This window comes from Enterococcus sp. AZ109, assembly GCF_051714625.1.
In the GTDB taxonomy this organism is placed as follows: domain Bacteria; phylum Bacillota; class Bacilli; order Lactobacillales; family Enterococcaceae; genus Enterococcus_A.
Genome location: NZ_JBIOSF010000002.1, coordinates 464,954 through 487,589, shown reverse-complemented (window position 1 = coordinate 487,589; position 22,636 = coordinate 464,954). Strand labels below are relative to the sequence as shown.

28 protein-coding genes are annotated in these 22,636 nt (G+C 42.7%); 26 read left to right on the top strand and 2 right to left on the bottom strand.

The window, feature by feature from the left end; genetic code table 11:
- Positions 1-4: 4 nt before the first annotated feature.
- The 25 genes from cobA to celB all read left to right on the top strand — a co-directional run bounded on the left by cobA (position 5) and on the right by celB (position 19,075).
- Positions 5-1,423, top strand: coding sequence for a uroporphyrinogen-III C-methyltransferase (cobA, locus tag IGI42_RS18970; RefSeq protein ID WP_438717584.1), 1,419 nt, complete (start codon positions 5-7; stop codon positions 1,421-1,423).
- Positions 1,420-2,196: a sirohydrochlorin cobaltochelatase gene (locus IGI42_RS18965; RefSeq protein WP_438717583.1), complete on the top strand. Its 777-nt coding sequence runs from the start codon at positions 1,420-1,422 to the stop codon at positions 2,194-2,196. The genes cobA and IGI42_RS18965 overlap by 4 nt, the downstream gene beginning before the upstream one ends.
- 1 nt (position 2,197) lies before the next feature.
- Complete coding sequence (locus IGI42_RS18960; protein ID WP_438717582.1) at positions 2,198-2,902, top strand: cobalt-factor II C(20)-methyltransferase; 705 nt, start codon at positions 2,198-2,200, stop codon at positions 2,900-2,902.
- 14 nt (positions 2,903-2,916) lie between these two features.
- Positions 2,917-3,666, top strand: coding sequence for an energy-coupling factor ABC transporter permease (locus IGI42_RS18955; RefSeq protein ID WP_438717581.1), 750 nt, complete (start codon positions 2,917-2,919; stop codon positions 3,664-3,666).
- The gene (locus IGI42_RS18950; protein WP_438717580.1) at positions 3,653-3,958 is read left to right on the top strand and encodes an energy-coupling factor ABC transporter substrate-binding protein; all 306 of its coding nucleotides are present in this window, start codon (positions 3,653-3,655) and stop codon (positions 3,956-3,958) included. Before IGI42_RS18955 ends, IGI42_RS18950 begins: the two co-directional genes overlap by 14 nt.
- Positions 3,945-4,622 (top strand): cobalt ECF transporter T component CbiQ, encoded by a 678-nt coding sequence (gene cbiQ / locus IGI42_RS18945; protein WP_438717579.1) that lies wholly within the window; start codon positions 3,945-3,947, stop codon positions 4,620-4,622. Before IGI42_RS18950 ends, cbiQ begins: the two co-directional genes overlap by 14 nt.
- 17 nt (positions 4,623-4,639) lie before the next feature.
- Positions 4,640-5,437 (top strand): ATP-binding cassette domain-containing protein, encoded by a 798-nt coding sequence (locus IGI42_RS18940; protein WP_438717578.1) that lies wholly within the window; start codon positions 4,640-4,642, stop codon positions 5,435-5,437.
- 6 nt (positions 5,438-5,443) lie between these two features.
- Positions 5,444-6,946, top strand: coding sequence for a cobyric acid synthase (locus IGI42_RS18935; protein WP_438717577.1), 1,503 nt, complete (start codon positions 5,444-5,446; stop codon positions 6,944-6,946).
- Positions 6,943-7,521 (top strand): cob(I)yrinic acid a,c-diamide adenosyltransferase, encoded by a 579-nt coding sequence (locus tag IGI42_RS18930; RefSeq protein ID WP_438717576.1) that lies wholly within the window; start codon positions 6,943-6,945, stop codon positions 7,519-7,521. The genes IGI42_RS18935 and IGI42_RS18930 overlap by 4 nt, the downstream gene beginning before the upstream one ends.
- Before the next feature lie 26 nt (positions 7,522-7,547).
- Positions 7,548-8,495, top strand: coding sequence for a hydroxymethylbilane synthase (hemC, locus tag IGI42_RS18925; protein WP_438717575.1), 948 nt, complete (start codon positions 7,548-7,550; stop codon positions 8,493-8,495).
- A 10-nt stretch (positions 8,496-8,505) separates the two neighbouring features.
- The gene (locus IGI42_RS18920) at positions 8,506-9,201 is read left to right on the top strand and encodes a uroporphyrinogen-III synthase (RefSeq protein WP_438717574.1); all 696 of its coding nucleotides are present in this window, start codon (positions 8,506-8,508) and stop codon (positions 9,199-9,201) included.
- 4 nt (positions 9,202-9,205) lie between these two features.
- Positions 9,206-9,943, top strand: coding sequence for a hypothetical protein (locus IGI42_RS18915; RefSeq protein ID WP_438717573.1), 738 nt, complete (start codon positions 9,206-9,208; stop codon positions 9,941-9,943).
- Between the two features lie 6 nt (positions 9,944-9,949).
- Positions 9,950-10,537: a bifunctional adenosylcobinamide kinase/adenosylcobinamide-phosphate guanylyltransferase gene (gene cobU / locus IGI42_RS18910; RefSeq protein ID WP_438717572.1), complete on the top strand. Its 588-nt coding sequence runs from the start codon at positions 9,950-9,952 to the stop codon at positions 10,535-10,537.
- Complete coding sequence (cobS, locus tag IGI42_RS18905) at positions 10,534-11,295, top strand: adenosylcobinamide-GDP ribazoletransferase (protein ID WP_438717571.1); 762 nt, start codon at positions 10,534-10,536, stop codon at positions 11,293-11,295. The genes cobU and cobS overlap by 4 nt, the downstream gene beginning before the upstream one ends.
- A complete protein-coding gene (locus IGI42_RS18900; protein ID WP_438717570.1) occupies positions 11,292-11,864 on the top strand; it encodes a histidine phosphatase family protein in 573 nt (190 codons plus the stop codon). The genes cobS and IGI42_RS18900 overlap by 4 nt, the downstream gene beginning before the upstream one ends.
- The gene (locus tag IGI42_RS18895; RefSeq protein WP_438717569.1) at positions 11,864-12,400 is read left to right on the top strand and encodes an ECF transporter S component; all 537 of its coding nucleotides are present in this window, start codon (positions 11,864-11,866) and stop codon (positions 12,398-12,400) included. Before IGI42_RS18900 ends, IGI42_RS18895 begins: the two co-directional genes overlap by 1 nt.
- A gap of 211 nt (positions 12,401-12,611) precedes the next feature.
- Positions 12,612-12,812, top strand: coding sequence for a helix-turn-helix transcriptional regulator (locus IGI42_RS18890; RefSeq protein WP_438718325.1), 201 nt, complete (start codon positions 12,612-12,614; stop codon positions 12,810-12,812).
- Complete coding sequence (locus tag IGI42_RS18885) at positions 12,812-13,135, top strand: hypothetical protein (RefSeq protein WP_438717568.1); 324 nt, start codon at positions 12,812-12,814, stop codon at positions 13,133-13,135. The genes IGI42_RS18890 and IGI42_RS18885 overlap by 1 nt, the downstream gene beginning before the upstream one ends.
- 18 nt (positions 13,136-13,153) lie before the next feature.
- On the top strand, positions 13,154-13,498 hold the full coding sequence (locus tag IGI42_RS18880) for a hypothetical protein (protein ID WP_438717566.1): 345 nt from the start codon (positions 13,154-13,156) through the stop codon (positions 13,496-13,498).
- 104 nt (positions 13,499-13,602) lie between these two features.
- The gene (locus IGI42_RS18875; RefSeq protein ID WP_438717564.1) at positions 13,603-14,064 is read left to right on the top strand and encodes a hypothetical protein; all 462 of its coding nucleotides are present in this window, start codon (positions 13,603-13,605) and stop codon (positions 14,062-14,064) included.
- Between the two features lie 415 nt (positions 14,065-14,479).
- Positions 14,480-14,794 carry a PTS cellobiose transporter subunit IIB gene (locus IGI42_RS18870; protein ID WP_438717563.1) on the top strand — a complete coding sequence of 105 codons (315 nt, stop codon included), beginning with the start codon at positions 14,480-14,482 and terminating at the stop codon, positions 14,792-14,794.
- Between the two features lie 16 nt (positions 14,795-14,810).
- Positions 14,811-16,820 carry a BglG family transcription antiterminator gene (locus tag IGI42_RS18865; protein ID WP_438717562.1) on the top strand — a complete coding sequence of 670 codons (2,010 nt, stop codon included), beginning with the start codon at positions 14,811-14,813 and terminating at the stop codon, positions 16,818-16,820.
- A 27-nt stretch (positions 16,821-16,847) separates the two neighbouring features.
- Positions 16,848-17,171 carry a PTS cellobiose transporter subunit IIA gene (locus IGI42_RS18860; protein WP_438717561.1) on the top strand — a complete coding sequence of 108 codons (324 nt, stop codon included), beginning with the start codon at positions 16,848-16,850 and terminating at the stop codon, positions 17,169-17,171.
- 17 nt (positions 17,172-17,188) lie between these two features.
- The gene (locus IGI42_RS18855) at positions 17,189-17,692 is read left to right on the top strand and encodes a hypothetical protein (RefSeq protein WP_438717560.1); all 504 of its coding nucleotides are present in this window, start codon (positions 17,189-17,191) and stop codon (positions 17,690-17,692) included.
- Between the two features lie 18 nt (positions 17,693-17,710).
- Positions 17,711-19,075: a PTS cellobiose transporter subunit IIC gene (gene celB / locus IGI42_RS18850; RefSeq protein ID WP_438717559.1), complete on the top strand. Its 1,365-nt coding sequence runs from the start codon at positions 17,711-17,713 to the stop codon at positions 19,073-19,075.
- A 45-nt stretch (positions 19,076-19,120) separates the two neighbouring features.
- Here the strand turns inward: celB and IGI42_RS18845 are convergent, their stop codons facing one another.
- Positions 19,121-20,071, bottom strand: coding sequence for a zinc-binding dehydrogenase (locus tag IGI42_RS18845; RefSeq protein ID WP_438717558.1), 951 nt, complete (start codon positions 20,069-20,071; stop codon positions 19,121-19,123).
- Positions 20,072-20,526: 455 nt separating this feature from the next.
- Between IGI42_RS18845 and IGI42_RS18840 the strand changes: the two genes are divergently transcribed.
- The gene (locus IGI42_RS18840; protein WP_438717557.1) at positions 20,527-21,492 is read left to right on the top strand and encodes an ABC transporter substrate binding protein; all 966 of its coding nucleotides are present in this window, start codon (positions 20,527-20,529) and stop codon (positions 21,490-21,492) included.
- 139 nt (positions 21,493-21,631) lie between these two features.
- On the opposite strand, the gene IGI42_RS18835 is transcribed toward IGI42_RS18840, so the two are convergent.
- Positions 21,632-22,516, bottom strand: coding sequence for a LysR family transcriptional regulator (locus IGI42_RS18835; RefSeq protein WP_438717556.1), 885 nt, complete (start codon positions 22,514-22,516; stop codon positions 21,632-21,634).
- Between the last annotated feature and the right edge of the window lie 120 nt (positions 22,517-22,636).

The window sequence follows — 22,636 nt, the reverse complement described above, 5'->3', positions numbered from 1 at the left end:
AGAAATGACAGGAGAAATTGCTTTAGTCGGAGCGGGTCTAGGTGATCCAGAATTATTAACGGTCAAAGCCTTGCGAAAAATCCAGCAGGCGGATGTTGTCGTATACGACCGCCTCATTAATCCAGCTATTTTGAACGCCTGCCGAACTGATTGTGAAAAAATATATGTAGGAAAAATGCCGAATTATCATCCGGTTCCTCAAGATCAAATTGAAGCGATTATGTTAGAAAAAGCGCAATCAGGTAAGAGAGTCGTACGGCTAAAAAGTGGCGATCCCTATGTATTTGGCCGAGGTGGTGAAGAAGGTTCAACCTTAAAGGATGCAGGTATTCCTTTTGAAGTGATTCCGGGAATTACCTCCTCCATTGGTGGGTTGGCCTATGCCGGAATTCCGGTGACTTATCGCGATTTAGCGGCCAGCTTCCATATTTATACCGGACGACTGAAAAATTCAGAGCAAGCCGTCGATTGGGCAACTGCTGCCAAAGCGGAAGGTACGCTGGTTTTTTTGATGGGGATGTCTTCTCTGGAAGAAATTACTCAGCAGCTAGTCAAATACGGGAAATCTGCGGAAACACCAGCGGCGATTATCCAATGGGCCAGCCGCAAGCAGCAAAAAACGGTAGTAGGCACCTTAGCGACAATTTTCGAGTTAGCCAAGGAAGCCAATCTGCAACCGCCTAGCTTAATCGTTGTCGGCGATGTAGTGAGTCGTCGCAGCAAGCTGAACTTTTTCGAGGAACGACCGCTATTTTCGATCAGCATTGCGATTCCCTACAGCAAAAAGAAAAGAATTACTAGTCGCTTAACCGATTTAGGAGCAGAAGTAGTCGAGCTGCCAAAGCCACAGTTAACGAAGTATGATTTGACGCTAAATTTTGATAGCTTTGACCAAGTGGTTTTCACAGATAAAACTAGCATCCAAGTATTTATTCAAGTGATGAAACAAGCTAAAACTGATTGGCGCAAATTAAGCCGCTTGAAATTTGTTACCATCGGCCATCATACCGGTGCTGAATTACGGAAAAAAGGGATCGAATCAGACCAGCATTTGACGGATTTAAGCGAATTTAGCTGTACGCCAGAAACCTTATTTTTAGGTGAGACGCAACAAATTGCTTCTATTAAAAGTAAGCAGGTTTTCGGTCAATATCAAGTGACCCATGAAGAAAAAATTGTGCCGCCGATTCATGATTTGTGGCAGACGACTGATCTAATGTATTTCCCGAATTCCAAAGCCGCTCGATTATTCCTGCAAGCCTTAGATCAAGAGGAAGTAGAGATTCTACGACAACGGAAAATTATTGTGATGGGTCAGTTTACTAAAGCTGTTTTTGATGCAGCCGACATTCCAGTGATTCTAACGAAGGAACCTAGCTATGAAAGTGTATTGGAAAAAATATTAGAGGAGATGAACCGATGAAAAAAGCCATTATTGCTGTTAGCTTCGGTACCAGCTATCCAGAGACTCGTAAGAAAACGATTGAAGCGGTGGAAGAAAAATTAGCCGCAACTTTTCCTGATTATGACCTATTTCGGGCTTTCACTTCCAATAAGGTGATCAAAAAAATTAAAGAGCAGGAAGACCTGACTATTTTGACGGTGGATCAGCAAATGCAAAAACTGGTGGATGCTGGCTACGAAGAGGTGTACGTACAGCCGTTACACATCATCTCCGGCAGCGAGTATTCTAAGGCGCTCCATCAAGCCAAACGTTACAAAGATAAACTAAAAACCATCGAAGTAGGCAAGCCGTTGTTAAGCAGTCAAGGCGACTTTGAAAAAATGGTCGATTGGTTGAAGAGCTTGACGCCGGATTTTTCTGAAGATGAAGCATTAGTTTTAATGGGCCACGGCAGTCAGCATTCTGCCTTTACGGCTTATGCTTGCTTGGATCACATGCTGATGAAGGAACCAGTTTTTGTCTGTGCGGTGGAAAGCTATCCGGAAATTCAGTCAGTGGTTCAGCGCTTGAAGGACGGGGGCTTCAAAAAAATCAGCTTGTATCCTTTCATGCTGGTGGCCGGCGATCATGCCACCAACGACATGGCGTCAGACGACGAGGATTCATGGAAGAGCCAATTGCAGCAGGCCGGCTTTGAAGTGGAACCGGTGTTGAAAGGTTTAGGCGAATTTCCAGTGGTTCAGGAGATGTTTATTGACCACATGAAAACAGTAATGGAGACAGGTGACTAAGATGGCAAAATTTTATGGCATTGGTACCGGACCGGGAGATTCCGATTTATTGACGGTGAAGGGGCAAAAGGTTTTGCATCAGGTGGACTGCTTGTATACCCCGGAACCGAAAAAAGGCGGCAAAAGCTTGGCTTTGAAAATTGTTATGCCATATCTAAAGGAAGATTTGGAAATTAAGCAGCGGCATTTTCCGATGGTGAACACATTGGAAACCAAGCAAGCAGCCTGGGATGCAATTGCGGCGGAAATTATTGCTGACGTACAGCAGGGGAAAAATGTCGCCTTCATTACATTAGGCGATCCGATGATTTACAGCACCTATGCCTATTTATTGGAACGGGTGCAGGGGGAGGTGGAAACCGAGACCATTGCTGGGATTTCTTCCTTCACTCAAATTGCCAATTCGCTGCAAATTCCCTTGGTGATGGATGATGAATCTTATGCGGTATTGCCGGCGACCAAGGATGAAGCTTTAATCAAGGCGGCGTTAGAAATGTTTTCAACGGTTATTCTAATGAAGGTTTCGGTCGCTTTGCCGAAAATTTTGAAGCTGCTGGGGGAACAGAATTTGTTAGAACAAACGATTTTAGTCAGTGACGCATCAATGGAAACCGAAGAGATCACTGTGGGCATTCAAGCGTTGACCGAGGAGGCGAAACTTTCGTATTTCAGTACGATGATTGTGTACAAAAATCGTGATTTTTGAAGGGAAGAGATCTGATGAAGTACAAATTGAAACAGGCATGTAAGTTCCTGATGCTATTAGCCCTTTTATTTTTCTTAATGCCACAAAAAGCCTATGCCATGCACATTATGGAAGGATTCCTTCCGTTAGGCTGGTGTTTATTCTGGTATGCAGTCTTTATTCCATTTTTCATTTACGGTTTAATCAGTATCAAAAAAGCCACGGCAGACAACCCGCAAAATAAAGTCTTGTTAGCCTTTAGCGGCGCATTCATTTTCATTCTTTCGGCCTTGAAGATTCCGTCCGTGACGGGATCGACTTCTCATCCAACCGGGGTGGGGATCGGGACGGCTTTATTCGGCCCAGGTGTTATCAGTGTTTTGGGGACGATTTGTTTGTTGTTCCAAGCATTGCTGTTGGCTCACGGAGGGATCACAACTTTAGGAGCCAATGCGGTTTCGATGGCAGTGGTTGGTCCTTTTGTCGGCTATGGGGTCTATCAATTGCTGAAAAAAGCCGGTGCTTCGGCTTCGATTAGTTTGTTCATGTGTGCCTTTATTGCTGATTTGGCGACTTACTTTATGACGTCACTTCAGCTGGGGATCGTCTTTCCTGATCCGGCTGGCGGCGTGATGGGTGCGATTGTCAAATTTGCTGGTGTATTCATGTTGACGCAAATTCCGATTGCCATTGCTGAAGGACTGTTGACCGTGGTGGCTTACAACTTAATTTCGGCGAATTTTCCGATGAATGAGGGGAGTGTCTTGAATCATGGAGGCAAGTAAAACCAAATCGAAAACCAAATTGAATCTAATTTTACTGCTGGCAGTGGCAGCTTTGATGGTAGGGGCGTTGTTAATCAACCAAAATGGCGAATATGGCGGCTCCGATGGCGAAGCGGAAGAGATGATTACCCAGATCGATCCAGAATACACTCCTTGGTTTGAATCCATCTTGGAACCAAAAAGCGGCGAAATCGAAAGCCTGCTGTTTACCTTACAGGGTAGCTTGGGTGTTGGGATCATCACCTACATTTTAGGCTATTACAAAGGAAAGAAAACTAGTGCTGCTGATTGACCGCATCGCCTATGAGAATCGGCTGCTGGAAGTTTCGCCGATGAAAAAAAGTGTGGCTTACCTGTGCCTGCTGCTGGTTTGTTTTTTAACCAACCCGCTGGTGCAGGGGCTGTTGATTCTGGCGATCATACCGTTGACCATTTATACTGCCAAGGTCACGCCTAAGCGCTATTTGAAATGGCTGCTGATTCCGCTGCCTTTTCTGGTGGTGAGTCTGATCACGATTTTGTTTACCACTAGTCCGAATGCCGAAGAATTGCTGATTAGTTTGCCATTTTTCGGCCGCTTTTTAGGGATTTCGGCGGCTTCTCTGGACATGGGAGTGCATCTTTTCTTTCGCTCCTTTAGTTGTCTCGTCTGTACTTATTTGTATATTTTGTCGGTGCCTTTTCAGCAAATTCTCCAGGTCATGAAGCGGGCGCATTTGCCGCTGCTGTTGATTGAGCTGACGATGCTGATGTACCGTTTTATTTTTATCTTTTTAGATGAAGTCTTTATTTTGAAACGATCTCAGGAGATGCGTTTTGGCTTTAATGGCTTGAAAAACAGCTACCTGTCTTTAGGCATGATGATTAAGCTGCTGTTTTTGCAGACCTTTGATCGGTTTAACAAGATGACGCTGTCACTGGAAATGAAATTTTTTAATGGGGATTTTCCTATGTAAGGAAAGAAGGGCTGGGAATGTTTGCAGTTGAAGATTTATGTGTCAGCTATGAGAATCAAATGGAAATTCTGCATCAGCTTTCCTTGCGCTTTGATACCCATCAGGCGGTGGGGATTTTAGGAGCCAACGGTTCTGGTAAATCGACCTTGTTTGCGGCGATCGTGGGTTTGTTGAAGCCCACCCGCGGCCGAGTGATTTACCAGGATCAGCCGCTGGATTATCAGAAAAAGGCTTTATACCAGTACCGCCAAGAGGTGGGAATTGTTTTTCAAGAGCCGGACCATCAAATTTTTTATTCGATTGTGGAAGAGGACGTCTCCTTTGCTTTGAAAAACTTAGGCTTTGATCAACGTGAGATTGACCGACGCTTGGATGAGGTTTTCGATTTGTTGGCATTGCAGGCGTTGCGGAAAAAGCCGATTCAATATTTAAGCTATGGGCAAAAGAAAAAAATCGCGATTGCCAGTGTGCTGGTGCTGCAAACCAAATGGCTGTTGTTGGATGAGCCCACAGCCGGTTTAGATCCCACCGGGCGTAAGCAGATGATTGACATCATTTTCCGTTTGCTGGAGCAGGGAACCAAGGTAATTATTTCCAGTCACGACATGGATTTAATGTACGAAATTTGCGACTATCTCTACATATTAGAAGAAGGCTCGCTGGTGGCAGAAGGCGCAAAGGAAGAGGTCTTTTTGGATGAAGAGATGCTGGCTCATGCCGGACTGGAGCAGCCGTGGCTAGTGAAAATTCATCAGCAGCTGCAAACGCCGTTGTTTAAAAACGAAGCAGAATTTATGGAGAAAAGAGTGAGGTGATCAGTGATGGGAAAAAGCTTGATGGTGCAAGGAACTGCCTCTGATTCAGGCAAAAGTATTTTGGTAGCCGGCTTGTGTCGGATTTTTCATCAGGACGGGCTGCGGGTGATTCCTTTTAAATCGCAAAATATGGCCTTGAACTCCTATATCACGTTAACGGGTGATGAAATGGGACGGGCCCAAGTTTTTCAAGCAGAGGCGGCTGGAGTGGAACCGGATGTACGGATGAATCCGGTGCTGCTTAAGCCTACGTCTGACCGCAAATCCCAGGTGATTTTTAAGGGAAAAGTGCTGTCGGATATGGACGCAGTGGAGTACCATAATTTTAAACCGCAGCTGATTACTAGAATCTCGGAGCTGTATCAGGAACTGCTAGCAGAAAATGATGTGATTGTTTTAGAAGGAGCCGGCAGTCCGGCCGAGATCAATCTTAATAGTAAAGATATTGCCAATATGGGCATGGCGAAAATTGCTGACGCGCCAGTGATTTTGGTGGCAGATATTGACAAAGGCGGGGTGTTTGCCTCGATTTATGGCACGATTCATTTGCTGAAGCCGGAAGAACGGGCGCGGATTAAAGGGATCGTGATTAATAAATTCCGTGGCGATGTGGCTTTATTGGAGCCGGGGTTGCGGATGATCGAAGAGTTGACTGATGTGCCGGTGGTGGGGGTAGTTCCTTACGCTCAGCTGAACATTGAGGATGAGGACAGTGTGGCTTTAAACAAGGTTAATCGGTTGTACAACACCCAAAAAGAACTGGACATTGTGATTGTTGCGTTGAAGAAAATTTCTAATTTTACCGATTTTAACAGCTTGTCGATTGAGCCGGATGTGTCGGTGCGTTATGTATTTCCAGGAGATCAGCTGGGGAGTCCGGATATTTTGATTTTACCTGGCAGCAAAAATACGTTGGAGGATGCCTTGTATTTAGAGGAATCTGGTTTGGCGGAGGAAATTCGGCGGGTGCGGCAAGAAGGCAAACTGATTCTCGGCATTTGCGGCGGTTTCCAGTTGTTAGGCAAATGGCTGCATGATCCGAATCAAATTGAGTCCACTCACGGCAGTTTAGCTGGGTTAGGTTTGTTGAATACTGAAACCTATTTCGAATCAGAAAAGACAACGACGCAGGTGACCGCTCAGAGCGGAGAAGAGTTGCTGACCGGCTACGAAATTCATATGGGTCGGACAGAAAATCATGAAGAACAAGCTTTTGCCCATATTATTGCCGCCAATGGTGAAGCGATTGAAAAGGCGGATGGCGCAGTTAGCGCTGATGGTCAGGTGATGGGGACATATCTTCATGGGGTGTTTGACAACAGCGGTTGGCGCCGTCGATTGCTAAATGAAGTCCGCAGTGCCAAAGGGTTGCCACCAATTGAAAAGGTAGCGATTCCTTATCAGGAATACAAAAATCAGCAATACGACAAACTTGCTGATTTATTGCGGGAAAGCTTAGATATGGAAAAAATTTATCAAATTATGCAGGGGGAGGAACTGAAGGTATGAGTATTTACACACGTTACGGCGATCAAGGATACACTCGGCTAGTTGGAGGCGGACGGGCGAAAAAAAATGCGCCGCGAGTTCACGCCTATGGGTCGATTGATACCTTGAACTCTCATGCTGGTGTGGCAGTTTCTCAGCTAAGCAAGGACGATCCGGTGCGGGGGGAGCTTTTGCAGGTGCAGCAATGGATTTTTGATTGCGGCGGAGATTTCGCTACGCCGGATGAGAAGCGACCTTATAAAATGGAAGCTGAGATGGTTCAATGGCTGGAAGAAAAAATTGACGAGTACTGGTCGAAAACTCCGGAGCTGCAGCAATTTATTTTGCCTGGTGGTGTACCGGCAGCAGCCACCTTGCATGTCTGTCGCTGTGTCGCTCGTGAAGCCGAACGCAATGCAGTAGCTTTGCTGGAGCTGGAGGAAGCCGTGAATCCCGAAGCCTTAAAATTTTTGAATCGCTTGTCCGACTATTTCTTTGCCTTGGCTCGCTGGGTGAACCTGCAAGCAGAAGAGCCAGATGTTTGTTACCAAAATAGTGCCCCAGTGTTTAAAGGGAAAAAGAAACCTCGCTCGTAAAACGTTGCGGTGAAAGAAGGAAAAGTATGAAGAAGAAGCTGAAGGTTGGAACCCGCGGCAGCAAGCTGGCGACCACGCAAACTAAGCAGGCATTGGTCCTGTTTAACCAACATTTTCCAGAGATTGAGCTGGAGTTAGTCAAAATAAAAACTAAAGGCGACCACCTGGCCAATCACAGTTTATTGGCGATTGGCGGTCAAGGGGCCTTTGTTCGGGAGCTGGAATATCAGCTGCGAGAAGGTAAAATTGATTTTGCGGTTCACAGTTTGAAGGACATTCCGACGCGGATTCATGAAGAATTAGCGATTGGCTGTTTTTTAAAACGCAAATCACCAACGGATGCACTACTGTTTCCCAAAGCCGATCTTAATCTAGATAAATTACCACAAAAAGCGGTAGTGGGAACCAGCAGTCTGCGGCGTAAGGCACAGTTATTACATGTACGTCCTGATCTTGATATTCAACCAATTCGTGGTAACATTGATACTCGGATTCGCAAAATGAATGAAGGGCAATACGATGCCATTGTATTGGCTTTAGCTGGCTTAGAACGGATGGGCTTGGAGGAAAGTGTACCTCATCAAGAGCTTTCACCAGACACTATGCTACCAGCAATTGGGCAAGGGGCATTGGCTTTCGAATGTCGCAAGGACAACACCGCAGTTCGAGAACTGCTAAATAAACTGAACGATGAAGCGACTGCTGGTGCGGTAACCGCAGAACGAGCTTTTTTAGGTAGTCTAGATGGCAGCTGTACTTTCCCAGTGGGCGCGTACAGCCAGAAAAAAGGTGACGTGTATGAATTAACTGGCATGATCGGCAGTGAGAACGGCGTGGTTCTTCTAAAAGAAACGCAAAAAGATAGTGATCCTCAGCGCTTAGGTAAAAGGGTCGCAACTAAACTAATTCAGCAAGGGGCAATCCAGCTGATTGAGGAGTGCAGAAACGATCAGGAAAAAATTATTATACACTAGAGAAGCAACGATGCCAGAAGCTATTCGGCAATCCTTGGCTCAGCGGAAGGTTGCGGTTGTTGACATTCCTATGAACCGAACCCAAGCTGTCGCTTGCTCAGCGCTGGAGCAAACGTACGACTGGATTTTTTTCACTAGTGTAAACGGCGTTCGTTATTTCGATTTTAACCAGCTGCAACCTCAGGCAAAAATTTTAGCCATTGGCAACCAAACCACCAACGTATTGCAGGAAAAAGGCTTTTCAGTGGATTTTCAACCAAAAGAAGGTTTTTCCGAAGGGTTGGTCCATGAATGGTTAAAAATAGTAACGGCGCCGCAACGGGTTTTTTGGCCACATTCGCTTCGGGCTCGTCGTGTAATTTACGATTCTTTAACTAAGGGTGGACACACAGTGCTAGAGCAAGTTATTTACAAAAATGAGTTTTTGAATGAGGATCGGCAAAAACTGATTCAATTGCTGCAAGAGGATAGCCTTGATTATGTGCTGTTTGCCAGTCCTTCTGCTTGGGAATCTTTTTTTGAAACGGTGAGTCAGCTGTCGGATTTGCCCGAACCATTTTGGGATCATCTGAAAATTGCGGCGATCGGTCCAGTGACAGCTAAGGCAATTAAGAAAGATGGTCAGTCTGTGACGATTCAGCCGGAAGTTTACGACATGCAGCATTTATACCAGTGTTTATTGGAAGAAATAAATCTAAAGGAGTAAGAAGATGAGTCTGCCAACAAGTTATCGCGATTTAACGATACTGCCAATTTTTGAAGAAAAAGCGCTGGTGATTGCTTGTGATACTAGTGCGGCGATCGGTCAAAAAGAGCACGATGCGGTTTATATTGATCCGGCGATTACGGCTGCTTTTTGTTTACGGGTACCGCTACTGGAATTTATTTGCTTTGGGGCAAAACCATTGTGCGTTGTTGATTTGATTGGGAATGAATATGAGCCGACTGGTCGGAAAATTTTATCAGGAATCAAAGGTGAGATGGTAAAAGCTGGTCTGTCGGATTTACCAATTAATGGCAGCACTGAAGAAAATATGGTAACCACTGCCACTAGCATTGGCATCACCTTGATAGGGGAGATCCCTGCAGATCACGCATTGCCTAAAATGGAAGAAGATTGCGCCTTACTTCAATTGGGTCAGCCGTATATTACCAACGATGTAGTGAAAAATCGCGACATCATTTTTTCCTATGATATTGTAAAAAAATTGAAAAATGAGTCGGCGGTGGTAGATCTTCTGCCTGTGGGATCAAAGGGGATTGGTTACGAAGCGCAGTTAATGGTAGAGAATGCTGATTTTCAAGTGACGTTTAAACAAGGTGTAGACACTAAATGCTCGGCTGGACCAGCGACGGTTTTACTGCTGGCAGTAAAAAAAGATCAGCTAGCAGAGCTGTTGACGCGGTATCCAGAGCTAAAACAAATTGGAGAATTTACAAGGAGATGACCGGCAGTGGGACAAATTACATTAATTACCGGTGGTGCCAGAAGCGGAAAATCGAAGTTTGCCGAAAGTTTTTTTGGTGATCAGGAGCCGGTATGTTACATAGCGACAAATGGTGTGGCGCAGGACGAAGAAACTAAACGGCGGGTGGCGTTGCATCAAGAACGGCGTTCGACATCTTGGATAACTCACGAAGCCTTTCTTGGGTTGGCAGAATTCATGGAAGCTGCTCCTGAAAAAGCCTATTTACTGGATTGTGCGACCATGTTAACCACCAATTATTTTTATCATTTGATGCAGCAGCGGTTTGGTGAAAATTATCAAGTGATTGATGAACAAATTGCCGGTTTCTCCCAGCAAGAAAAAGCAGCAGTTGAAGCGGAAATTTTAAGCGAGTGGCAGAAAATTATTGCCGTTGCTAAGGAAAAGGCAGTGGAATTGGTGATTGTCACGAACGAAGTCGGCTTAGGAATTGTACCAGAGGAGCCTTTTGTCCGCTGGTTTCGCGATGTCTTCGGCCGCATTAACCAATTTCTAGGAAAGGAAGCGGATGTGGCCTTTCTAGTAGTGGCTGGCATTCCGGTAAAACTCAAATGATTAATAGTCTGATTCTTTATTTTCAGTTTTTTACCCGAGTTCCAATTCCAGTGGAAATTGAGGAGCCGTTAGAAGGGATCCGCTCGGGTGTACGTTATTTTACCTTGTTTGGCCTGATCTTGGGTTGTATTGAAATGCTGGCTTTTTGGCTATTACAACTACTAGTTGGCTCGGGAATGGCTTGGATTTTGACGCTGTTTTTTGATGTCTGTATCACAGGCGGCTTTCACCTAGATGCCTTGTCGGATATGGCAGATGGTCTGTTTTCTTCCCGGAACAAAGAACGGATGCTGGCGATTATGAAGGATAGCCGGGTAGGGAGTAATGGCGTGTTGGCGGTGGTCTTTTATTATTTACTGATTATTTTCAGCTTTTATACGATTTTACCCAACATTACTATCTATCAACAATTATTTATTGTGCTGCTGCTGAATGTCGTAGGAAAAAACGGTATTTCTCTGTTATTTTATAATATGCGCTACGCCGGCGACAATCCCGAGGGTTCCGGGACCGTTTTCGTGAATACCAAAACGGCAGATATCGGAATTGCTCAAGCTTTTACTTTGATTGTTCTGTTGCTCTTTCTCGGTAGGGTTGGAGTGATCAGTTATGGGGTGAATGTTCTGGTTGCGTCGGCTTATCGCTGGCTAGTGCTGAAAAAGGTGGATGGCTTTAATGGGGATACACTGGGAGCGGGATCGCCATTGAGTCAAGTCAGTTTCTTACTAACGCTAGTTTGGTTGGGAGGTTGGCTATGAAAATCTACTTAATTCGCCACGGCGAAACCGACTTTAATAATCGCGGGTTATTTTATGGGACAACTGATGTCTCATTAAATCAAACCGGTATCAACCAAGCATTGGAATTACAAAAGAAACTGGCATTTCTTCCAACGAATATTCCAGTCTATACTAGTGAGTTAGTTCGAACGAAGGAAACCGCACAATTGATTTTTCCAACCCAGGAAAAACTCGCTTTAGCAGAATTGAATGAAAAGAGTTTTGGCTTGTGGGAAGGCATGAATGCAGATCAAATCCAAGCGAAATTTCCGATTGAATGGCAAAACTGGTTAGATGAGCCTTTCGAGGCAACCCCACCAGACGCTGAGCCGTTTTTCGATTTTCGCTGGCGGGTGCTGACAAAATTCCAACAATTACTGAAACAAAAACAGGATATTGTGATAGTCAGTCATTTAGGTGTGTTGCGGGTAATTTTACAAGCATGCAATCCGGGAACAACTTTTTGGGAAGTGGATGTTCCTCAAGGCGATTATCAAGTAATCGATACGGCTTTATCAGACAAACAAGAGAAATCAGGTGGAAGTTAATGTTAGAAAATTCGCTTAAAAAGAATCAATATCGCTTCAGTGTGCGGGACATTTGTTTTATTGCACTCTTGACGGCGGCTTGCGTTGTCGGCCGCACATCTTTTCAGTTTATTCCAAATGTTCAACCAATTACTACGATTTTTATTTTAGTCAGTTTGAACAAAGGATTTGGCAGAGGTTTTTTGATTGCGGTGCTAACGATTATTACCACCAATATTTATATGGGAATGGGACCGTGGACGTTGACACAGCTTTTCGCGTATGGAACGATTGTTTTACTTAGCAGTTTTTTGGGGAGGATTCCCAGTTTTCAACGATATAGAAGTTTACAGTTAATCTTTGCTTTTGCTACTGGATTTATGTTTGGTTTTCTGACTGCCTGCGGTGATGTGTTGATTTATGGCATTTCAGCATTTTGGCCTTATTATCTGCAAGGTGTTTATTTTGATTTACTGCATGGTACGGGCAATTTCATTTTTTATTTGTTGCTGGCACCGATTCTGCCGCGACTGTTTGCTAAGTTTTGGTCCAATTAAAAAAGGCGAGAAGTAGTGTTTGGCTACTTTTCGCCTTTTTTGATATTCTAAGATTTCTCTGGACCAGTGGGAACTTCAATTACTGTAAGAACTTTCGTCTAAAAAGGAATCTGTCCAATTTTAACTGCTTATAGTAATACTGTATTGACAAAAAGTAATCACTTGTTTACAATTTGTAATGAAGAGGTTAGCAAGGAGGGCGTTTATTTTGATTAAAAATCGCATTAAAGTATTGCGGGCTGAGCGGGATTGGACCCAGGCTGACTTGGCAGATCGGGTGGGGATTTCCCGTCAGGCAGTAATTTCGATTGAGAAGTACAAGTACACACCGTCCTTAGAGCTGGCTTTTAAAATTGCCTCGGCTTTTGAGGTGGAAATTACGGAAGTATTTAGACCGGAGGAGGATGAATGATGTCACAAAGAATGATATTAGGACTGCTACTGATTTTAACTGCTTTTATCGTAGCAAACGCGAGATTTAAGGACAAAAAGCTGAAGGAATACAAAAATGATGAGCGCTGGCAATTGATTGTCATGAAGTCCAGCAAGATTTTAATGATCTATTTCTATGCCCTTTTTCTAATAACGGCGTTAGGTTACATTTATTTTGCGGTGTTTAGCGCTTCTTCACCAACAATTGCTTTAAGAACAGTTCTTCAATATGCTTTTTACTTATTCATGATAAGAAATGTCATCGAATACGGTGCCTTAAGATACTACGACAACGCATTTTAATCAAAAGGAGGAAAACCAATGATCTATCTGATAATGGCAATTCCCATGATTTTTGTTGTCTGCTATGTCCTTTACGGTGTGAAATATGAGCTGGTTCAGCAGCAACTAAATAAAAATGACGAACGTTGGCAATCTGTGGTAGCAAAGGCGGATAGTATTGCGCTGACGACTTTTTATATTGTGGGAATCGTTATGGCAGGGATTACCTTGGCCAGTGATCTTTTGAAACGATTTGATTTTATAAGAGATCTACTTTCACGAGAAAATCTTTTTGCGCTGTACAAGTGGTACACATTATTTATTCTATGCGTTGTTTTCGCAGTGAGGACCTATTCGTTGAAGCGTTACGATCAGGAGATGTGAGTTTCAAAGTTTTGGTTAAGGGTCTTAAGAAAGAACCAAGCGCAATTGTTCGCCGTCGTTATTCTGGGTACACTAATGGAACAATAAAGAGAGGACTTGGCTAAATGACGAAAATGAGAAGTTATTTATTAAGGGGTGCAGTGCTAGTTTTTGCATCTGCGCTGGTATTGTTTGCAGGCTTGATCTTTATTCAAATTACTAGTAGTGAACAGACCATCATCAACCTGCCACAATGTTTATTTATCGCTTCACTTTATGCAGCTTTGGCGTTAGGACTTAGGTTGGCTCTGCGCTTGTATCAATGGATAGCTTTAGTGGATTCAAGTGGCAGATTTTCTGACTCAATCCGGTTGGTGATAGCCAGCGTGAAACGGTTGAGCATGAGGATCAGTCTAGTACTTTTGGGGATTTTGCCGAAGTTTTATCTGATGGCGGATTCCGGCGATGCACCTGGACTGCTATTCGTGGGACTAGGTGTGGTTGTTCTGCCGCTGGTGGTGTACTTAACAGCTGTGCTGGGAAAATTACAGAACCAAGGTCTACAGGAACAACCCAATCGAGTTTAATAATAGCAGCTGCTTTTTTCAGGTTATCTGAAAAAGCAGCTGTTTTTTTCTATAACAAAAAAATTAGTCAATTAGCGGATTGGAATGCTTGATAGGTTAAGCTTTCCAATCCGCTTTCTGTAATATGATGAACCCCCTTCCGTAATGCTAAGGAAATAATCTGTATTCTCATAGAAAGCGCTATCTATTATTCTAAGATCATGGAAAGAAAGGGAGGATTACTTGAAATTATTTTGGCTAGAGCTAAGCTAACGTATCATGCATCATCACCGACGAAATGAATAAATTTATGGAGACAATGATCATGAGGAAAATGGTACATTAGAACGTAGTAAAAATTGTCGTTTGACTACTACAAAAAGTGATCGTCATTAATGGCGCTGAACTAGATTAATTATTATAGGAGGAATTTTATATGAAACGAGCATTAATTATTTGTGCAGGTGGTATGTCTTCTTCGGTTATTGCTAAGAAAACAACCGAATATTTGCAAGGAAAAGGGCAGGAAATTGAACTGGATGCAACCTCTGCTTCTCAGGGTGCAACGACGATTGCCAAGGATGAATACGATCTTTACTTAGTTAGTCCACAAACAAAAATGTATTTTGCCAATTTGGAAAAAGCAGCCAATAAAACCAATAAACCAATCGTCAATATTCCGCCGCAGGCTTATGTGCCAATTCCGATGGGGATTGAAAAAATGGGTAAACTTGTGGAAGAAAATATCTAGATAAAGGTTGATCAACATGTTGAGTAAGAAAGAGACCCAAATTCTAAAATTGCTATATGAACACCAGCCGGCTTTTTTAACCAGTCATGAACTAGCTGATCGTCTTGGTGTGTCAGATCGGACGGCGCGGAAATACTTGCATTTACTGGAGGATACGTTGAAGGATCTGGCGCTGGGCTGGATTGAGGGCAAACAGGGCTATGGTTATCGTTTGGTGGTGGACAGTCAGGACCGTTTTCAAGTGTTTTATTTACAGGAAATTAAGTCGCAGCATTCTTCAAAGGATAAAGGTGCCATTCACGAAACCCAGGATCGGCAGTATTACATCCTGAATCAATTGTTTTTCGAACAAAAGTCAGTGTATGTGGATAATCTGGCAGAAGAATTGTTTGTCTCCCGCTCAACGATCTCCAATGATCTAGTGGAGATTAAAAAGTTGCTAAAACCCTACCATATTGAATTAGGCAGTAAAAGCAACCGGGGAATTTTTGCTGTAGGTAACGAGAAAAATATTCGCCATTTTATGATGAATTATTTCTTTTTACAGCGCCTGCAGGATAATTTATACACGTTTTCTACTTATACCAACCTGTTAGATGGCATTAGCGTGGAAGAAATCGTCATTATCGTTTTAGACGAGTGTCGCGAAGCGCGCTTGAAGTTGTCTGACTTTATTATATTCAATATTGTTCTGCACATTGGTTTAGCCATCAAACGGCTGCAGGCGGGGTTTGAAATTGAATATACCAACATGATTCAACTGTCAGAGGAAGCAGTGGAATACCAAACCGCTCTACGAATTGTACAGCGAATTACTGCAAGCATGGCAGTGGAATTTCCCCATGAAGAGGCCAATTACATTGCCCTACATTTGCGCAATAAAATTACCGCTAAACGAGTGTTTCAAAAAACTACCTATAGCGAGGCGGAAATTAAGGATCAGTTGCTAGAAGCGTTGGGAGCTTTCGATCAGGAGACAGGCTATCAGCTCCAGCAAGATACTATTTTAATTGATGGTTTAATGATGCACTTTACACCATTTTTACTACGACTGCAAAATAATATGAGCATTGAAAATCCACTACTGGAAGATATTCGCAAGCATTATGGGGATTTGCTGCAGCTAACGATTAAGTATCTTTCGCAGATGCCGATCTTTCAACCCTACGAAATTACTGCAAGTGAGTGGGCTTATTTAACCATTCATTTAACAGCGGCGGTTGAGCGCTATCGCAATGATCAAAAGGCTCGGGTACTGGTGATTTGTGCGACCGGTCTAGGAAGTTCGCAAATGATCAAAAATCGCTTAGAACGAGAATTCGGTTCGAAAATTTTAATCGAAAAGGTGATCAGTTATTACGAGATTGCCGATCAGGATTTAGATAAAATCGATTTGATTATTTCTTCCATTAATCTGCCCAACGTGATCCATCATACACCGATTGTTTACGTTAGCGTGTTTGTAGGAGAAGAAGACATTAAAAAAATCAATCACGAATTATCCAGTTTTCGCCCCTGTAACTGTCCGACATTGAAGGATGGTGCAGCCGATGCGGAGAAGAAAGCTGCCCAAACTGCGTTGATTCATCAGTGTTTCCGGCCAGAGCTGTTTATTCGTTTGGATTCGTCTTCTACTAAAGCGGCAATAGTCGATCAGTTGCTAGAGCGGCTGGAGGTAGTGGAACAAAAGCCAGTTAAAGAAGCGTTTAATCAGCAGCTGCGTTTGCGGGAAAGCTATAGTTCGGTGGCCTTTTCACCCCGCTTGGCGGTCCCTCATCCGATTGAAGCTGTAACTGAAGAGGCTTATGTGGCTGTGGCGGTCGTACCAAAAGGTGTTTATTGGGAAGCCAATTATCCCATGATACAGCTGGTAATTCTAATGTCGCCGGATAAGCTGGGCCGGGTGGAATTAGAGAAAGTCAGCCACTTGCTGGTACCAATTATTGAGGACGAAGCTTTTTGTGCCCAATTGGTAGCCAGCAAAAATCACGAAGAATTTATTGCAAAGTTAATTGAATCGTTTTAATAGAAGAGACAGTAGGAGTGAAAAAAGATGGATTCGGAAAAACTACAGGAAGTGGCCTTTGAAATTATTTTAAGCAGTGGTGAGGCTCGAACGCTGGTGCACGAATCGTTCCAGCAAATGCGCGCAGGCAATTTTGCTGCTGCTGAACAAAAATTAGAAGACGCCAATGACTCATTGGTGAAAGCACACCGAGCACAAACTGGTTTATTACAGGAGTATGCTAGTGGTGAAAAAATTGAAATGGAAATAATTATGGTGCATGCGCAGGATCATTTGATGACTACCATGACCTTAAAGGAAGTAGCCGCTGAGATGTTGGTTTTGCACCAACGCCAAGCTGCGAGTAAATAAGAAAGGAGAAGATTGGCTTGAGTAAAAAAGGAATGACCGAATTAAAAAAAGAGACCGCCTTGAAAAATTTCCGCTACAACCGCTTTTTGCTCTTACGTTATTTGCTCGCAGGTTTTTTCTTCAGCAATCTGTATTGGCTGTTGATGTTGTTTATGAGCCACAGCTGGTATGCGCTGCTGCCGGCAAGTTTAATGCTCTTAATGTTACCGGCAATTGCTGAACATGCGAAGCTCTACGGTGATATGACGGATCAAATCGAAAATAAATTGCGCCATAATAAGTTTTATCATTCTATTCAACTAGGCATGAATCTACTGCTATTGGTCTTAAGCTTTACTGCCGGCGGATTTCGGCGGCTGTATCCCTTTTTGGCGACTTCTTCTCAAGCCAGAGCAGCCATTGTAACGATCCTATTAGTGGGGATTTTTCTCTCAGCCTTTTGTATCCAGCGTATCAGACGAATTTATTTGCAAAAAGATAAGCATTACGAGTACATTCAGGAGTTTGCCAAAATGAATTAGAAAGCGAGTGAATAAAAAATGGACGGATCAAACAGCAAATTATTTACATTCTTAGAAAAAACCTTGATGGGGCCTTTAGGTAAACTGGCTCAGTTTAAAATTGTTCGGGCAATTATGGGTGCCGGGATGGGCGCCATTCCTTTTACGATCGTGGGTTCCATGTTCTTGGTATTCAACATTTTGCCAATGACTTTTCCCTTTTTAGAAGGAATCTTCAATTCCACCTTCTTTAGAGTCAGTGAGCTATATATGTTAGCTAACAGTACAACTATGGGGATTTTAGCTTTGTATTTCTGTGTAGGTTTGGGGTATGAATACACCAAAATTATTGCTGAAGAAGAAGATTTAAATATGGCACCAATTACTGGAGCATTGCTTTCTTTGTTTTCATTCTTCATGGCCATTCCCCAATTAGTGATGGAAAATGGTTCAATGATTCGCTTGACCGATGCTGAACAAGACATTATCAACGGATGGGCGATTGGCGCTGACGGTGTAGCTCGTTTAGGAACAGTGGGGATCTTTACGGGCATTATCATGGCGGTGATTGCGGTTCAATTGTATCGTTTATGTGTAGCAAAAAACTGGGTCATCCGCATGCCGGAACAAGTGCCTGAAGGTGTATCTCGCGCATTTACTGCCTTGATTCCAGCCTTTTTAGTGGCTTTTGTGGTATTGATTTTAATAGGAATTTTAGTGGCGTTCAACACAGACATTTTCCAATTAGTGGCGGTACCGTTTGGTTTTGTAACACAGTTGACCAATAGTTGGCTCGGCGTGATGGTAATTTACTTCTTAGTTCACGCATTATGGCTAGTGGGGATTCATGGAGCGAATATTATCTTCTCTCTGATTACACCAATTACTTTAGGCAATATGGCCTTGAACGCTGACGGGGCACATCTTCCTTTAGCTGGCGAGTTCAACAATGCTTTTGTAACTGTTGGTGGATCGGGCGCAACCTTAGGATTTTGTTTCTTTTTAGTGTACATGGCGAAATCGGAACAATTAAAGGTACTAGGTAAAGCAGCCTTAGTACCAGCGATTTTCAACATCAATGAACCATTGATTTTTGGGGTGCCGTTGATTTACAATCCATACTTGGCCTTGCCCTTTTTCTTAGCACCAATGGCTTCAGCAAGTATCGCTTACTTTGCTGTTCAATTAGAGATTATTCGTCCGGTAATTGCCAACATGCCGTGGCCATCTCCGGTTGGGGTAGGCGCATTCATTAGTACCGGTGGTGACTGGAAAGCTGCCGTAGTAGCGATTGTCTGCGCAGTAGTGGCATTCATTATCTATCTGCCATTCATTCGATCTTACGACAAACGTTTGTTGAAGGAAGAATTGGCGAATATTGAAGGTGCCGATACTGCGGCATAAGTAGAAAATACGGTCATCAGGATTTTTCAGTCCTGATGACCATTTTTACGGTTTCAAAAGAATCTTTCCCATACTCTTGCCAGATTCTAGAAAATCGTGGGCCGCTTTTCCGTCAGCAAGTGAGTAAATTTTCGGAGCACTAATCTGAATTTTGCCATTCTTAAAATAAGAGAATAACCGCTCGCTTCTGACTGTACGCTCCTTTCCACTGATTAAATAATCCCACAAATCACCTGTTAAGATACTTTTTGACTGCGACAATAAGTGAATAAAATCAACTTCCGGCGGATTGCCACCTGCCATCCCGAAAAAAACCACATTTCCACGGTTTTTGACCAGGGCTAGGCTGTCCTTCAAGGTGCTGCCAATTCCGTCATAAACCGTGTCGAAAAAGTTCGCGTATTCCAATTCCCAGTCCGTATTTCGTAAGAAGACTTTTTTTGCGCCTTGTTCTAATGCCAACTGCTGCTTTTGAAGGGTGGAGGTTGCGCCATAAACATTCACACCATTTGCTGTTAATAGTTGCGACAGGATTTGACCGACGCCACCGGTGATTCCATGAACAAAAACAGTTTCTCCTGATTGATTTCTACCTAAATCATAGGCTAAAAAATCAGCAGTTAATCCTTGTAAGCCGATGCTGGCAACCAATTCATCCGGTAAATCTACAGGAACCTTAATGGCATGATCAGCTGGAACACGCACCAGCTCTGCGTTGGCCAATGGCACATCTACAAAAAGTACCTTGTCACCAATTTGAAAGTTAGTTACTTGTGAGCCACAAGCGGTAACGGTTCCGATTCCTTCATAGCCGTTAATGTAAGGCAAATGCTTTTCGATATGATACGTGCCTTTTCTACGATAAATATCGGCATAATTTAAACCGATCAGAGACATTTCGACTAATAAATCCTGTTCATTAATTGAGGGGGTAGGCAACGGGCCATAGGTTAAAACGCTGGAATCACCAAAGCTTTCGAAGTATAAAGCATTCATCTTATTATCTCCTTTGCTGAAATCTGGATACATTATTATCTCAATTAGTAATGGGTTCGTCTAGCCTAATTTTATAGGTAACAACTAGGTAGTTCATGTTCTCAAAATTTTTTTAATAATATTTGCCTTTTTCTCATTTACATTTAATTTATCTTAGGGTATACTAAATTCAATTCATCGGTTGGAGGTTTTTACCATGTTAAAGAATAATCTCGTACAACTGAATAACCGCTATTACGTTAGCTATTATTAGATACGTTTGTATTCATCAGGATACAAACGGACAAAGTTTGTATCTATGATGGCTAATGGGTTTCAACGCGTCACCAGCCACGTAGGTAATTCTAAGTGGCTGAGAATAGAGCGGAATAAGTAAGACTCACTTTCGTTATATCCAATCGTCCACTTAGACTATCTAAGTGGACGATTTTTTTATACGAAAAGGAGAGAAAGTAATGAAAAAAGTATTAGCAGGTTTAGGTATTATGAGTTTGGTGTTATTAGGTGCATGTGGGCAAGGAGGATCTGAGGCTGAGGATGAAATAAAAACAGTTGGAGCCTTACAGTTTGTGGAACATGAATCATTGGATGACTCCTACAAAGGGTTCGTTCGCGGACTGGAAGAAGAAGGCTTTATCGATGGGGAAACAGTTAATATTGACTACCAAAATGCTCAAGGCAGTCAAGATAATTTGAAGAGTCTGAGTGAACGCTTGGTGAAAGAAGATCCCGATTTATTGCTGGGAGTAACTACAGTTGCCGGACAATCCTTATTAACAGCAACGACGGATATTCCGATTGTTGTTACCTGTGTGACTGACCTGAAGGAAGCAAAATTAGTCAGCAGCTACGAAGAACCTGGTGGAAATGTTACTGGGACCACCAATATGTCACCTGTTGCTGAACAAATCGAATTGTTGTTATCTATTGTTCCTGATGCTAAAAAAGTCGGAATCATGTACAATTCCGGTGAAATTAATTCAAAAATACAAGCAGATCTGGCGGTTGAAGCATTAGAAAAAGCGGGTGTAGAACCAGTGATTCGTACCGTCACCAGCACCAACGATGTACAACAAGTTTCTCAAACGGTGGCTGATGAAGTAGATGGCATTTACCTACCAACTGACAACACGTTTGCAAGTGCGAAAACCCTAGTTGGTGATGTCATGAAAGAGAAAAAAGTCCCATTAGTAGCTGGCGCAATCAACGATGCCAAAGAAGCCGGTATCGCAACAATCGGAATTAACTACGAAGAGTTAGGCGCTCAAACTGGCAGAATGGCTGCGAAAATCTTACGAGGTGAAGCAACACCAGCGGACATGCCTGTTGAAGAATCAGAAAACTTGGAATTCTTTGTCAATGAAGAAATGTGTGAAGCATTAGGTATTGATCCAGCCAGCATTAAAAATCCACAAGAATAATCAGATTAATTCAGATACCAGCAGGACTCCGATTTTTTAGAGGTTGTGCTGGTATTTTTGCGTTCTTTGAACATTTCTTTGAGAAGAAGGTATTTGAACTCTTCAGATTGGGAATCGCTAGGTTCAAGCGAATGCCATGTTAACTATTTACCTGCAACCCCTCCACAATCAAATCAGAACATTTTTTGATCTTTGCATACATCGGATTATCTGCACGATAGATTAAGCGCGTTTTAATTTTGACCGATTTACAATTAGGAACGGTCAACACTTCAACTTTTCCTTCATTAAGATCTTTCTTCAACACATCCTCCGACAAAACTGCGATACCTGTGTTGCTTAATAAAGTTTTTCGAACCAATTCCAAGTTATTAAACGTAATTTTCTTTCTATTCGTTAAGTTGTTTTGAATCATAAAGTCCCATAGAAAACTATTATAGGAAGACTTTGAATTGTATTCCAATAAGGGAACTTCTAAATCAGGATTCTTTTTCAAGGCGCTTGCTACAGCCACCGAAGCGATCAAAGAGACATTTTCTTCACTAATGAGGCGTTGTCGAATCCCAAAGTCAGAGTAGTTGGCACTCATTATCCCAATGTCGTATTCCTTGTTTCGAACACCATCAAAAATTTTTTTTGAATTTTCCACAGTGATAATTTCGATCTTTACGTCGGGAAACGCCTGATACAGCTCAACGATAATAGCTGAAACGTGCATCGATAAGTAATTCACATCCCCTGCAATCCGCAACGTCAGTTTGCCTTGAGATAATTCAGACAGTTCCTTGATTGTTGCATCGCAAAGTCTAAATACATCAGTCGAACAATTAAATAATATTTCTCCGGCAGTCGTTAAAAAAAGTTTTCGTCCAGCTCGAACAAATAGTTCATGTTCTAAAGCTGCTTCAATATTTTTGATCTGGTTGGTCACGGCGGGTTGGCTAATCTTCAAATAGTCCGCAGCTTGAGAAAAATTGAGATAGGTAGCGCAATAATGAAAGGTCTTCAAATTTTTAAGCTTCATCCAAAAACTCCTTGTGTTAAGTTTTCTTACACGTATTATAGCTTTTTATTATCAATCTCGCAATAAGATCAATAAATTTAATTTTTGCGTCATAAAATGATACTTGATTGTGACATAATC